Origin of the sequence: Streptomyces sp. NRRL F-6676, from assembly GCF_000725625.1 — a bacterium.
Lineage (GTDB): Bacteria > Actinomycetota > Actinomycetes > Streptomycetales > Streptomycetaceae > Streptomyces.
In genome coordinates, this window is the sequence record NZ_JOHS01000057.1 from 1 (window position 1) to 13,500 (window position 13,500).

General features: G+C 71.4%; 12 protein-coding genes and 1 riboswitch. Of the genes, 9 read left to right on the forward strand and 3 right to left on the reverse strand.

What is annotated here, in order from left to right:
* Positions 1-548 precede the first annotated feature (548 nt).
* The 9 genes from rpsB to IO29_RS26680 all read left to right on the forward strand — a co-directional run bounded on the left by rpsB (position 549) and on the right by IO29_RS26680 (position 10,840).
* Complete coding sequence (gene rpsB, locus IO29_RS26640; protein WP_030382184.1) at positions 549-1,469, forward strand: 30S ribosomal protein S2; 921 nt, start codon at positions 549-551, stop codon at positions 1,467-1,469.
* A 232-nt stretch (positions 1,470-1,701) separates the two neighbouring features.
* Complete coding sequence (gene tsf / locus IO29_RS26645) at positions 1,702-2,538, forward strand: translation elongation factor Ts (RefSeq protein WP_030382185.1); 837 nt, start codon at positions 1,702-1,704, stop codon at positions 2,536-2,538.
* A gap of 257 nt (positions 2,539-2,795) precedes the next feature.
* The gene (gene pyrH / locus IO29_RS26650) at positions 2,796-3,557 is read left to right on the forward strand and encodes a UMP kinase (RefSeq protein ID WP_030382186.1); all 762 of its coding nucleotides are present in this window, start codon (positions 2,796-2,798) and stop codon (positions 3,555-3,557) included.
* A gap of 141 nt (positions 3,558-3,698) precedes the next feature.
* A complete protein-coding gene (gene frr, locus IO29_RS26655; protein ID WP_030382187.1) occupies positions 3,699-4,256 on the forward strand; it encodes a ribosome recycling factor in 558 nt (185 codons plus the stop codon).
* The gene (locus tag IO29_RS26660; RefSeq protein WP_030382188.1) at positions 4,256-5,443 is read left to right on the forward strand and encodes a phosphatidate cytidylyltransferase; all 1,188 of its coding nucleotides are present in this window, start codon (positions 4,256-4,258) and stop codon (positions 5,441-5,443) included. Before frr ends, IO29_RS26660 begins: the two co-directional genes overlap by 1 nt.
* Positions 5,444-5,596: 153 nt before the next feature.
* Positions 5,597-6,727, forward strand: a complete 1,131-nt coding sequence (gene rlmN, locus IO29_RS26665) for a dual-specificity RNA methyltransferase RlmN (protein WP_030382189.1) — start codon at positions 5,597-5,599, stop codon at positions 6,725-6,727.
* Positions 6,728-6,803: 76 nt separating this feature from the next.
* A riboswitch (TPP riboswitch) is annotated at positions 6,804-6,911 on the forward strand.
* 93 nt (positions 6,912-7,004) lie between these two features.
* Positions 7,005-8,084 (forward strand): thiamine ABC transporter substrate-binding protein, encoded by a 1,080-nt coding sequence (locus tag IO29_RS26670; protein WP_030382190.1) that lies wholly within the window; start codon positions 7,005-7,007, stop codon positions 8,082-8,084.
* A gap of 134 nt (positions 8,085-8,218) precedes the next feature.
* The gene (locus IO29_RS26675) at positions 8,219-9,820 is read left to right on the forward strand and encodes an ABC transporter permease (RefSeq protein WP_051707919.1); all 1,602 of its coding nucleotides are present in this window, start codon (positions 8,219-8,221) and stop codon (positions 9,818-9,820) included.
* Positions 9,821-10,840: an ABC transporter ATP-binding protein gene (locus tag IO29_RS26680; RefSeq protein ID WP_030382192.1), complete on the forward strand. Its 1,020-nt coding sequence runs from the start codon at positions 9,821-9,823 to the stop codon at positions 10,838-10,840.
* Positions 10,841-10,925: 85 nt separating this feature from the next.
* Here the strand turns inward: IO29_RS26680 and IO29_RS26685 are convergent, their stop codons facing one another.
* From IO29_RS26685 to IO29_RS26695, 3 genes are all read right to left on the reverse strand, one after another.
* Positions 10,926-11,663, reverse strand: a complete 738-nt coding sequence (locus IO29_RS26685) for an LAETG motif-containing sortase-dependent surface protein (RefSeq protein ID WP_234307642.1) — start codon at positions 11,661-11,663, stop codon at positions 10,926-10,928.
* A 170-nt stretch (positions 11,664-11,833) separates the two neighbouring features.
* Entirely contained in the window at positions 11,834-12,961 is a 1,128-nt protein-coding gene (locus IO29_RS26690; RefSeq protein ID WP_030382194.1) for an SLOG cluster 4 domain-containing protein, read from the reverse strand.
* Between the two features lie 38 nt (positions 12,962-12,999).
* Complete coding sequence (locus IO29_RS26695) at positions 13,000-13,407, reverse strand: VOC family protein (protein WP_030382195.1); 408 nt, start codon at positions 13,405-13,407, stop codon at positions 13,000-13,002.
* Positions 13,408-13,500 lie beyond the last annotated feature (93 nt).

A 13,500-nucleotide genomic window follows, 5' to 3' on the forward strand; every position in this document is an offset into this window, starting at 1 on the left:
GCCCACGCCCCCGCCGGCACCGCCGTCGCCAGCGTCGCGAGCAGGAGCCCCGCCCACAGCGCCGACCGCCGTATCCCCGGCCGCCCCACCCCGGTCCCCGTAACAGCCCCAGCTCCAGCCCTTGCCCCTGGCCGCACCCCAGCCCCCGTCCCTGTCCTCGGCCTCACCCCAAGCGCCGTCCCTATCCCCGGCCCCGCCCCAGGCGCCGTCCCCGTCCTCGTCCCCGTCCCCGCCCCTGTCACCCCGGGGTTCTTCGCTCTCCGTTGCCTCGTTCGCATGGGGAGACTCTGCCGTGATCGGCGAAAGCCCGCTGGAGCCTGTGGACAACTCGCCGGTTGTGGACATCGGCGTCACCCGGTGCTCCGCGGGTCCCGTACACTTCAGGTGGCGACCCGGGCCACCGGGTCGACTTCGCACGCCCCGGCACGTGATCCGGCAACGGTCCGTGTCAGCGCCCCTCGGTCCTTCGGGCAGGGCGCACCGCGGGCGTCAGGCGCGGGTGCTGTCCGGCATCCGCGGCACAACCGAGAAATTCGAGGAGTGCGGCCATGGCCGTCGTCACGATGCGGGAGCTGCTGGAGAGCGGCGTCCACTTCGGTCACCAGACCCGTCGTTGGAACCCGAAGATGAAGCGGTTCATCTTCACGGAGCGCAACGGCATCTACATCATCGACCTGCTCCAGTCGCTGTCGTACATCGACCGCGCCTACGAGTTCGTCAAGGAGACCGTCGCCCACGGCGGCACGGTCATGTTCGTCGGTACGAAGAAGCAGGCGCAGGAGGCCATCGCGGAGCAGGCCACCCGCGTCGGCATGCCCTACGTGAACCAGCGCTGGCTGGGCGGCATGCTCACCAACTTCTCGACCGTCTACAAGCGGCTTCAGCGCCTCAAGGAGCTGGAGCAGATCGACTTCGAGGACGTGGCCGCCTCCGGCCTCACCAAGAAGGAGCTCCTGGTCCTCTCCCGCGAGAAGGCCAAGCTGGAGAAGACCCTCGGCGGTATCCGCGAGATGCAGAAGGTGCCCAGCGCCGTCTGGATCGTGGACACCAAGAAGGAGCACATCGCGGTCGGTGAGGCCCGGAAGCTCAACATCCCGGTCGTCGCCATCCTGGACACCAACTGCGACCCCGACGAGGTCGACTACAAGATCCCGGGCAACGACGACGCGATCCGCTCCGTCACCCTGCTCACCCGCGTGATCGCGGACGCCGTCGCCGAGGGTCTCATCTCCCGGTCCGGTGCCGCCGAGAACAAGGGCGAGAAGGCCGCGGGTGAGCCGCTCGCCGAGTGGGAGCGCGACCTGCTCGAGGGTGGCGAGAAGAAGGCGGAGTCCGAGACCGCCGCTCCGGCCGCCGAGGACGAGAAGCCCGCCGAGGCCCCGGCTGCCGAGGCTCCGGCCGAGGCTGCTCCGGCCGCCGAGGCGGAGAAGCCGGCCGAGACCCCGGCCGCCGAGGCCGAGCAGGCCTGACGCGACGACCGGGACGCGTCCGGTACAGGCCCGCCCGGGCGGGTTCGTCCGGGCAGGCACCCGGAACGCGTCCGGTCGTCCAGCGCGTTGACGGCGGGAGCGGTGACACGATCTCCGCTCCCGCCGTTCACCCGTAGGCCGGCGGCGCCCCACGCGGCACGCCCCGAGGTGTGGACCGCGGACCCCGCCGACCGTCGATCTTCCAGACTTCGCGAGAAGGATTCACAGACTGATGGCGAACTACACCGCCGCCGACGTCAAGAAGCTCCGTGAGCTCACCGGCGCCGGCATGATGGACTGCAAGAAGGCGCTCGACGAGGCCGAGGGCAACGTCGACAAGGCCGTCGAGGCCCTGCGCATCAAGGGCCAGAAGGGCGTCGCCAAGCGCGAGGGCCGCTCCGCCGAGAACGGCGCCGTGGTCTCCGTCCTCGCCGACGACAACACCTCCGGCGTCCTGGTCGAGCTGAAGTGCGAGACGGACTTCGTCGCCAAGGGCGAGAAGTTCCAGGCGGTCGCCAAGGCGATCGCCGAGCACGTCGCGAAGACCTCCCCGGCGGACCTCCAGGCGCTGCTCGCCTCCGAGATCGAGGCCGGCAAGACCGTCCAGGCGTACGTGGACGAGGCCAACGCCAACCTGGGCGAGAAGATCGTCCTGGACCGCTTCGCGCAGTTCGCGGACGGCTTCGTGACGGCGTACATGCACCGCACGATGCCCGACCTGCCGCCGCAGATCGGTGTCCTGGTCGAGCTCGACAAGGAGAACGCCGAGATCGCGAAGGGCATCGCCCAGCACATCGCCGCGTTCGCGCCGAAGTACCTCTCCCGCGAGGACGTCCCGGCCGAGGTCGTCGAGGCCGAGCGCCGCATCGCCGAGGAGACCACCCGCGCCGAGGGCAAGCCCGAGGCCGCCCTGCCGAAGATCGTCGAGGGGCGCGTCAACGGCTTCTTCAAGGACGCCACGCTGCTCGGCCAGCCGTACGCGCTGGACAACAAGAAGTCGGTCCAGAAGGTCCTGGACGAGGCCGGTGTCACCCTGAAGCGCTTCACGCGCATCAAGGTCGGCATCTGAGTCCGTACCGCGACGGGGGCGCGAGCCCTATAGGGTCGAGAGCGGCCGTCCGTGCCGTCGCGTCGTGCGTGGCACCGGTGCCGCCGGCGTCCTGAGATGTTCGGGACGTCCGGCCGGTGCCGCCTCGCACGCGCGCGTGGCGGACGACAGCACAGCTGACTGACGAGGAGGCCATTGCCGCGCATGGGAAGCGAACCACGCCCCCGCCGGCAATGGCCTTCTTCGTATGTGTGACACGTAAAAGAGGCGAGATCTCCATGACCACCAAGGCCGAGAAGAGCGACGACGGCGGCAAAGTGCGCGGCCGGTATCTGCTGAAGCTGTCCGGGGAGGCGTTCGCCGGCGGTGGCGGGCTCGGCGTCGATCCGGACGTGGTGCACGCCATCGCGCGGGAGATCGCGGCCGTGGTGCGGGACGGCGCGCAGATCGCCGTCGTCATCGGGGGCGGCAACTTCTTCCGCGGGGCGGAGCTCCAGCAGCGCGGGATGGACCGGGCACGCTCGGACTACATGGGCATGCTCGGCACGGTCATGAACTGCCTCGCCCTCCAGGACTTCCTGGAGAAGGAGGGCATCCAGTGCCGGGTGCAGACCGCGATCACCATGGGGCAGGTCGCCGAGCCGTACATTCCGCTGCGGGCGGTGCGGCACCTGGAGAAGGGCCGTGTGGTGATCTTCGGCGCCGGGATGGGCATGCCGTACTTCTCCACCGACACCACCGCCGCCCAGCGCGCCCTGGAGATCGACGCCGAGGCGCTGCTCATGGGCAAGAACGGCGTGGACGGGGTCTACGACTCCGACCCGAAGACCAACCCCGGCGCGGTCAAGTTCGACGCGCTCAGCTACGGCGAGGTCATCACCCGGGACCTGCGGGTCGCCGACGCCACCGCGATCACGCTGTGCCGGGACAACAAGCTGCCCATCCTGGTCTTCGAGCTGCTGACGGAGGGCAATATCGCGCGTGCCGTCAAGGGTGAGAAGATCGGCACCCTCGTGGGTGAACAGGACAGCCGGAGCTGACGGAGGCGCCCCGGACCGGGGGATGGACAATGTCCTGCCGGTCCGGAAGCGTGCAGGAACAGCAAGAAGACGCGACGCAGCCGGCCGCCGTCCCGACCAGGATCAGATGCCGGGCCCACTCAAGACACGCAGGAGCAAGTGGTGATCGAAGAGACCCTCCTCGAGGCCGAGGAGAAGATGGAGAAGGCCGTCGTGGTCGCCAAGGAGGACTTCGCCGCGATCCGCACCGGCCGTGCGCACCCGGCGATGTTCAACAAGATCGTGGCCGACTACTACGGTGCGCCGACGCCGATCAACCAGCTGGCCTCGTTCTCGGTGCCGGAGCCGCGCATGGCCGTGGTGACCCCGTTCGACAAGACCGCGCTGCGCAACATCGAGCAGGCGATCCGCGACTCCGACCTCGGCGTCAACCCGAGCAACGACGGCAACATCATCCGCGTGGTGTTCCCGGAGCTGACCGAGGAGCGCCGCCGGGACTACATCAAGGTCGCCAAGACCAAGGGCGAGGACGCCAAGATCTCCATCCGTTCGGTGCGCCGCAAGGCCAAGGACACCATCGACAAGCTGATCAAGGACGGCGAGATCGGCGAGGACGAGGGCCGCCGCGCGGAGAAGGAGCTCGACGACACCACCGCCAAGTACGTCGCCCAGGTGGACGAGCTGCTCAAGCACAAGGAAGCCGAGCTGCTCGAGGTCTGATGAACGACTCATCCTGGGGGGCGCCGCCGCAGGCCGGGTACGGGGGGCGGTCCGAGCGGGGCCCCTTCCGGGGGGCCGCACCGGCGGGTCCCGCCTACGACGCGCGGGACGCCCACGGTCCGTCGCAGACTCGGCCCATGCCCATCGTGCCCGACGTGCCCGCACCCGGCGGGGACCAGGACGGCCGGGGGGCCGCCGCACCGGGCGGCCCCCCGTTCCACCACCCGGCCCCGCCGCAGCCGCCCTACGGGACCCCGTCGCCCCCCGGTGCCCAGCCGTACCCGGGGGCCCAGCCGCAGAAGCCGGAGCCCATGCCCGAGCCAGCCGCCGCCCAGCCGGCGTCCGCGCCCCAGTCGGGCCCGCCGCCGAAGAAGAGCGCGGGCCGTGACCTGGGCGCGGCCATAGGGGTCGGCGTCGGGCTCGGCGTGGTGATCGTCGCGTCGCTGTTCTTCGTCAAGGCCGTGTTCGTCGGCGTCATAGCGGTCGCCGTCGTGGTGGGGCTGTGGGAGCTGACCAGCAGGCTGCAAGAGCGCAAGGGCATCCGCGCGCCCCTGGTGCCGCTGGCGCTCGGCGGGGCCGCGATGGTCGTCGCCGGGTATCTGCGGGGCGCGCAGGGCGCCTGGGTGGCGATGGCGCTCACCGCCCTCGCGGTCCTGGTGTGGCGGATGACGCAGCCGCCGGAGAACTACCTCAAGGACGTCACCGCGGGCGTGTTCGCCGCGTTCTACGTGCCGTTCCTCGCCACGTTCGTCGCCCTGATGCTGGCCGCCGACGACGGCCCCTGGCGGGTGCTGACGTTCCTGATACTGACGGTGGTCAGCGACACCGGCGCCTACGCCGTCGGCTGGCGCTTCGGCCGGCACAAACTCGCCCCGCGGATCAGCCCCGGCAAGACCCGCGAGGGGCTGATCGGCGCGGTCGCCTTCGCGATGGTGGCGGGCGCGCTGTGCATGCGGTACCTCGTCGACGACGGGAAGTGGTGGCAGGGCCTGCTGCTCGGCCTCGCCGTCGCGGCCACGGCCACGCTCGGCGACCTCGGCGAGTCCATGATCAAGCGCGACCTGGGCATCAAGGACATGGGCACGCTGCTTCCGGGGCACGGCGGCATCATGGACCGGCTTGACTCCTTGCTGCCGACGGCGCCGGTGGTGTGGTTGCTGCTGGTCGGCTTCGTCGGCTCGGGTTGACAGCGAGCAGGTATCCTGGAAGGGCCCGTGGCGTATGCCGCGGGCCCTTCCCGTTGTCCCCGCTCCCCGCGGGGGCTGTTCCGTGAGCTCTCCTGGCGTCGGCATGGTTCTGCCGTTGTCCCCGCACCGGCGGGGGGCCAGGGTCCTGTCGTCATGAGGAGTCACCCGACCGTGGCACGTCCAGCCCCCGGCGAACTCACCTTCGCCGCACCCCGCGGAGCGAAGCGGCCGCCGCGGCACCTCGCCGACCTCTCGCCCGCCGAGCGCAAGGAGGCCGTCGCCGCGATCGGCGAGAAGCCGTTCCGCGCCAAGCAGCTCTCGCAGCACTACTTCGCCCGGTACGCGCACGACCCGCAGGCGTGGACGGACATCCCCGCCGCCTCGCGCGGCCGGCTGCGGGAGGCGCTGCTGCCGGAGCTGATGACGGTCGTCCGGCATCTGTCGACCGACCAGGACACCACCCGCAAGACGCTGTGGCGGCTGTTCGACGGCACGCTCGTCGAGTCCGTGCTGATGCGCTACCCGGACCGGGTGACCATGTGCATCAGTTCCCAGGCCGGCTGCGGCATGAACTGCCCGTTCTGCGCCACCGGCCAGGCGGGCCTGGACCGCAACCTGTCGACCGCCGAGATCGTGCACCAGATCGTCGACGGCATGCGCGCCCTGCGCGACGGCGAGATCCCCGGCGGCCCCGCCCGGCTGTCGAACATCGTCTTCATGGGCATGGGCGAGCCGCTCGCCAACTACAACCGGGTCGTCGCCGCGATCCGCCGGCTCACCGACCCCGAGCCGGACGGCCTCGGGCTGTCCCAGCGCGGCATCACCGTCTCCACGGTCGGCCTCGTCCCGGCGATCCACCGGTTCACCGACGAGGGCTTCAAGTGCCGGCTCGCGATCTCCCTGCACGCCCCCGACGACGAACTGCGCGACACCCTCGTCCCCGTCAACACGCGGTGGAAGGTGCGCGAGGTCCTCGACGCCGGGTTCGAGTACGCGGCCAGGTCGGGGCGGCGGCTGTCCATCGAGTACGCCCTCATCCGCGACATCAACGACCAGGCGTGGCGCGGTGACCGGCTGGGCCGGCTGCTCAAGGGCCGCCCGGTGCACGTCAACCTGATTCCGCTCAACCCGACGCCCGGCTCGAAGTGGACCGCCTCGCGGCCCGAGGACGAGAAGGCGTTCGCCGAGGCGATCGCCGCGCACGGTGTGCCGGTCACCGTCCGGGACACCCGGGGTCAGGAGATCGACGGCGCCTGCGGCCAGCTCGCGGCGACCGAACGGTAGGCCGCCCCACCGGCTCACCGGGACCGAACGGTAGGCTTACGGACAGACGGTAGTCTTTTCAGCCATACACATCTTCATATTCCGACAGGGGAGCGCCACAGCGCTGAGAGTGCGGCAACCGGGCCGCAGACCCTCTGAACCTCGCCCAGGTCATTCTGGGTAGGGAGATCGGTCGTCACTCGAGCTGTTGCGCCCTGTCCGGGCCACCGCCGCCCCGCGGGCGGAGGAGGCCCGGACGGGGCCGCGTCTTCTCCTGGTCACCCCAGGAGGAAATCCAGTGCACACCAAGAGCTTGGTGGCCGTCGCCGTGGGCTTCGGCCTCCTCACGCTGTCCGCGTGCGGCTCGTCGTCCGGACCGGACGGCGACACCGGGTCCGGCGACTCCAGAACCGTCACCCTGGTCAGCCACGACTCGTGGGCCGTCTCCAAGGACGTGCTCAAGGACTTCGAGAAGAAGTCCGGCTACACGGTCAAGGTCCTCAAGGACGGCGACGCCGGACAGGCCGTCAACAAGGCCATCCTCACCAAGGACAACCCGCAGGGCGACGTCTTCTTCGGCGTCGACAACACCCTGCTCTCCCGCGCCCTCGACAACGGCCTGTTCCAGCCGTACGAGGCCAAGGGGCTCGACAAGGTGGGCGCCGCCTACCGGCTCGACGACAAGCACCGGGTCACGCCCGTCGACTACGGCGACATCTGCGTCAACTACGACAAGGCGTACTTCAGCGAGCACAAGCTGACCCCGCCCGCCTCCTTCGCCGACCTCACCGAGCCCCGGTACAAGGACCTCCTCGTCACCGAGAACGCGTCCACCTCCTCGCCCGGCCTCGGCTTCCTCCTCGGCACCGCCGCCCAGTACGGCGACGGCTGGCAGGACTACTGGAAGAAGCTCAAGGCCAACGGCGTCAAGGTCGTCGACGGCTGGGAGCAGGCCTACAACGAGGAGTTCTCCGGCTCCGCCGGCGGCAAGAAGGCCAAGGGCGACCGCCCGCTCGTCGTGTCCTACGCCTCCTCCCCGCCCGCCGAGGTCGTCTACGCCGACCCGCAGCCCAAGAACGCGCCCACCGGCGTCGCCGACGGCACCTGCTTCCGGCAGATCGAGTTCGCCGGGCTGCTGAGCAACGCCCACCACACCAAGGGCGGCAAGGCGCTCCTCGACTTCCTGCTCTCCACGGAGTTCCAGCAGGACATGCCGCTCAACATGTTCGTCTACCCGGTCGTCGACGGTACGAAGGTGCCCGAGGCGTTCACGAAGTACGGGCCCGCCGCCAAGAACCCCGAGACCATGGCCCCCGACCGAATCGCCGACCACCGTGACCAGTGGGTCAAGACGTGGACCTCACTCGTACTGAAGTGACGGACGGGACGGACGGGACGGACGGGACGGACGGGACGGATGTGACGGACGCGGTGGACACGGCGGAACCGGCCGGAGCGACCGGCGGAGCCGCCCGCGCGGGACGCCGGCGGAACGCGGCGCGGCTCGGCCTGATGGCCCTGCCCGTCGCGTTCTTCGCGGTGTTCTTCGCCTACCCCGTCGCCGCCATCGTCGCCCGCGGCCTGAAGACGGACGGCGGCTGGCAGTTCGGGCGGATCGCGGACGTCCTCGGCCAGTCCGGCATCCGGCACGTGCTGTGGTTCACCACCTGGCAGGCGCTCGCCTCCACCGCGCTCACGCTGGCGATCGCGCTCCCCGGCGCGTACGTCTTCGCGCGCTTCGACTTCCCCGGCCGGCACGTCCTGCGCGCGGTGGTGACCGTGCCGTTCGTACTGCCGACCGTCGTCGTCGGCACCGCCTTCCTCGCCCTCGTCGGCCGCGGCGGACTCCTCGACGAACTGTGGGGCGTGCGCCTGGACACCACCGTGTGGGCGATCCTGCTCGCCCACGTCTTCTTCAACTACGCCGTCGTCGTCCGCACCGTCGGCGGCCTCTGGTCACAACTCGACCCCCGCCAGGAGGAAGCCGCACGGCTGCTCGGCGCCTCCCGGTTCACCGCCTGGCGCACGGTCACCCTGCCCGCGCTCGGCCCGGCCGTGGCCGCCGCCGCGCTCATGGTGTTCCTGTTCACCTTCACCTCCTTCGGCATCGTGCAGATTCTCGGCGGCCCCACCTTCGCCACCCTCGAAGTGGAGATCTACCGGCAGACCTCCGAGATCTTCGACCTCACCACGGCGGCCGTCCTCACCCTCGTCCAGTTCGCCGCCGTCGGCGCGATCCTCGCCGTGCACGCCTGGACCGTGCGCCGCCGGGAGAGCGCGCTGCGGCTCGTCGACGCCTCCCTCACCGCCCGCCGCCCGCGCGGCGCCGGACAGTGGGCGCTGCTCGGCGGCGTCCTCGCCACCGTCGCCCTGCTGCTGGTGCTGCCGCTCGCCGTCCTCGTCCAACGCTCCCTGGACGCACCCGGCTTCGCCTACTACAAGGCGCTCACCCGCGAGGACGGCGGCACCTTCCTCGTCCCGCCGATCGACGCCGTCGGCACCTCCCTGCGCTACGCCCTCGCCGCCACCGTCGTCGCCCTCGTCATCGGCGGCCTCGCCGCCGCCGCGCTGGCCCGCCGCGACGCCGGACGGCTCGTCCGCGGCTTCGACGCGCTGCTGATGCTGCCGCTCGGCGTGTCCGCCGTCACCGTCGGCTTCGGCTTCCTCATCGCCCTCGACGAGCCCCCGCTGGACCTGCGCTCCTCCTGGATGCTCGTGCCGCTCGCGCAGGCCCTGGTCGGCGTGCCCTTCGTGGTGCGCACCATGCTGCCCGTGCTGCGCGCGGTCGACGACCGGCTGCGGCAGGCGGCGGCCGTCCTCGGCGCCTCCCCCTGGCGGGTGTGGCGCGAGGTCGACCTGCCGCTGGTGCGCAGGGCGCTGCTCGTCGCCGCCGGGTTCGCGTTCGCCGTGTCGCTGGGGGAGTTCGGGGCGACCGTGTTCATCGCCCGCCCCGACAACCCCACCCTGCCCGTCGCCGTCGCCCGGCTCCTCGGGCGGGCCGGCGAGCTCAACTACGGGCAGGCGATGGCCCTGTCCACGATCCTGATGGTGGTGTGCGCGCTCGCCCTGCTCCTCCTGGAGCGGCTGCGCACCGACCGGAGCGGGGAGTTCTAGATGCTGCTCAGTCTCCAGGGCGCGCGTGTCCGCTTCGGCGGGCGGACCGCGCTCGACGCCGTCGACCTGGACGTCGCCGAGCACGAGACCGTGTGCGTGCTCGGCCCCAGCGGCAGCGGCAAGTCCACCCTGCTGCGGGCCGTCGCCGGACTCCAGCCGCTGGACGCCGGACGGGTCCTCCTCGATGGCCGGGACCAGGCCGCCGTGCCCGCCCACCGGCGCGAGGTCGGCCTGATGTTCCAGGACCACCAGCTGTTCCCGCAGCGCGACGTCGGCGGCAACGTCGCCTTCGGCCCGCGCATGCGCGGCGTGCCGAAGGGCGAACGGGCCGAGCGGGTGCGGGAGCTGCTGGAGCTGGTCGGGCTGCCCGGCGCCGAGCGCAGGGCCGTCGCCGCGCTCTCCGGCGGCGAGCAGCAGCGCGTCGCCCTCGCCCGCGCGCTCGCCGCCCGCCCCCGCCTCCTCATGCTCGACGAGCCCCTCGGCCAGCTCGACCGCTCGCTGCGGACACGCCTCGTCGTCGAACTCCGCGAACTCTTCGCCCGGCTGGGCACCACCGTGCTCGCCGTCACCCACGACCAGGGCGAGGCGTTCGCACTCGCCGACCGGGTCGTCGTCATGCGCGACGGGCGCATCGCCCAGACCGGCACCCCGCTGGAGATCTGGCAGCGCCCCGCCGACGCGTTCGTCGCCCGCTTCCTCGGCTTCGACAACGTCGTCCCGGCCACCGTCACCGGCCAGGCAGCCGACACCCCCTGGGGCACACTGCCGGTCCCGGAGGGTTCCCCGCAGGGCCCCGGCACCCTGCTCGTGCGGCCCGCCGGGGTACGGCTGGTGACCGGCGCCGAGGGCCTCCCGTGCACCGTCACCGCCCGCACCTTCCGCGGCACCCACGTCTCCGTCCACCTCCGCCCCGGGCGCGCGCCCCGCCTGGAGGCGGCCTGCGCACTGCGGGACGCCCCCGAGGTCGGCAGCGAGGTCGGCGTCACGTTCGACGCCGCCGAGACCGTCCTGCTCGGCTGAACGCCCCGCGGCCCCCCGGAACATGACGGCGGCCCGCCCCCGCGAGGGGACGGGCCGCCGACGCCCAGCAGATACGGCGGGGACGTCAGCCGGTCTTCGAGGCGCCGCGGCGGCGCATCCCGAAGAACACCGCGCCGCCACCGATGACGACCAGACCGGCGGCGATGCCGGCGATCATCGGGGTGTTCGAACTGGCACCGGTCTCGGCCAGGTTGGACTCACCCACGGCCGCAGGCGACGGACCGTTGTCGCCGCCCGAAGCGGCCGGCGCGGTGGCGCCCTCGGACGTGGTCTCCGACGGGGTGGCCTCGGGCGTGGTCTCGTCCGACGGCTTGTCCGCCGTCTGCGACGGCTTCGGCGAAGCGGGCTTCGACGGGGTGGTGTCGTCGGAGGCGCAGGCGGTGCCGGGGGTCGTCAGGCCGCCCTTGATGTCCTCGTCGACGGCGCCGTTGTCGGCCTTGACGTGGACGCGGTAGGTGGCGTTCGCCTTCCAGGCCTCGTCGAAGGTGACGGTGACACCCTCGCGGGAACCCTTGACGCCGGTCTCCTCGCCGATCTTCTGTTCGTCGGCGTTGTTGTTCTCCCGGAACACGGTGATGGTCACCGGGGTGCCGGACGCGTCGACGTCGGTGACGGCGATGACGCCCTTGTCGCCGTCGCACTTGGCGACGGCGGAGAACTCGCTGATGTTGCAGGCGGCCGCGGTGCCGGCGACGCCGAGCGCGAGGGCCGCCGAGGCGGACGCGACCCCGAGGACGCGGGCGGCGCGCGCGGTGGTGCGGCGGGATATGAACGAGGCGGATGAGGTGGACGACTTGGACAAGGTGGCCACTGTGCCCTTCACGGGATGTGCAACTGCGGGGGGTGGACGGGGACTTGAGGCCGCCGCGGTACCGGTTGCCACAGAATCCCCGAGTGGCTCACAGGTCTATAAGCGTCACGTAAGACCTGTCAACGCATATGCCGGGCCGCACCCCTGACTTTGCCCGCTTATTAACCGCTCAGACGTTTGAGTGCCGCCGGGGCTTCCTCCACCGAGTCGACGAGCGCGATCCGCGCCTCCATCGACCGCTCCCGCGCCAGCGCCCGCAACAACGGCCACGCCGGCAGGCGTTCGGTCCAGTGCGCCCGGTCCACCAACACCATCGGCGTCGGCTCGCCCCGCGACTCGTAGTAGTTGGGCGTCGCGTTGTCGAAGATCTCCTGTACGGTGCCGGCCGCGCCCGGCAGGAAGACCACACCCGCGTTCGAACGGGCCAGCAGACCGTCCTCCCGGGTCGCGTTGGCGAAGTACTTGGCCACGTGCGAGGCGAACGCGTTGGGCGGCTCATGACCGTAGAACCAGGTCGGGATGCCCACCGACGCCCCGCCGCCGGGGTGCCGTTCGCGCACCTCGAAGGCGGCGCCCGCCCAGTCCCCGACGGACGGCGTGAACGACGGTGCCTTGCCCAGGAGTTCGAGCGCCTCGTCGAGCATCGCGTCCCCGAAGGGCGCCGCGTACGCCCCCAGGTTCGCGGCCTCCATCGCGCCCGGGCCGCCCCCGGTAGCGACCGTCAGCCCGGCGCGCGCCAGCTCCCGGCCCAGTTGCGCCGCGCCCGCGTACGCCTGGGTGCCGCGCGCCATCGCGTGGCCGCCCATGACGCCCACCACCCGGGCACCCACGAGGAGTTCGTCGAGCGCGTCGGAGACCGCGTCGTCGTGGACGGCGCGCAGCATCGACGCGAACACGTCCCCGTCGGCCTTCGTCCGCTGGAACCAGGCGTACGCGCGGGCGTCCGGCGTCGCCTCGTAACCACCGGTGGCCAGGCCGTCGTACAGCTCGTCGGGGGAGTACACCAGCCCCCGGTAGGGGTCGAACGGCAGGCCGGGGACGGGCGGGAAGACCAGCGCGCCCGAGGCCCGTACGTGCGCGGCCGCGTCGGGGGTCATCGGACAGCCGAGGAAGACGGCGCCCGCGCAGTCCTGGGCGAGCAGCACCTCCGTACGGGCCGTCAGGTCCACGGACTGCACACGGTGCCGGGCGAGGGGGCGGCCGGCGGCGACCACCTCGTCGAACTCGGTGAGCGTCTCGATCTCGCGGTCGTGGGAGCCGTCGAACGGCTGATCGGGTATCGGATGCACCCGCCCATGCTAGGGGTCCCCGTTCCCAGGGGGCGGGATCAGCCCTGCACGGCGGCGGGGTCCATCCACATGACCTCCCAGGAGTGGCCGTCCGGGTCGTCGAAGGAACGGCCGTACATGAAGCCGTGGTCCTGGGTGTCGTCCCGGTCCGTGCCACCGGCCGCGATCGCCCGTTCGACCAGCTCGTCGACCTTCTCCCGGCTCTCCGCGCTCAGACACAGCAGCACCTCGCTGGTGCGCGTCGCGTCCGCGATCTCCTTGTCCGTGAAATCGGCGTAGCGCTTCTTGCCGAGCATCATCGCGACGATCGTGTCGCTGATCACGACGCAGGCGCAGTCCTCCGTGGAGAACTGCGGGTTGATCGTGTAGCCGAGTTCGGTGAAGAACTTCCTCGAGGTGTCGACGTTCTCGACGGGCAGGTTCACGAAGATCATCTGCTGGTACATGGCGGCTCTCCCGGTCCTGGTCGGTGGTGCGCTGTGCCGTACGTGTTCCGTACGGAGGGGCAGACCGGGAGGGGTGCGTGAACTCATCGGTGG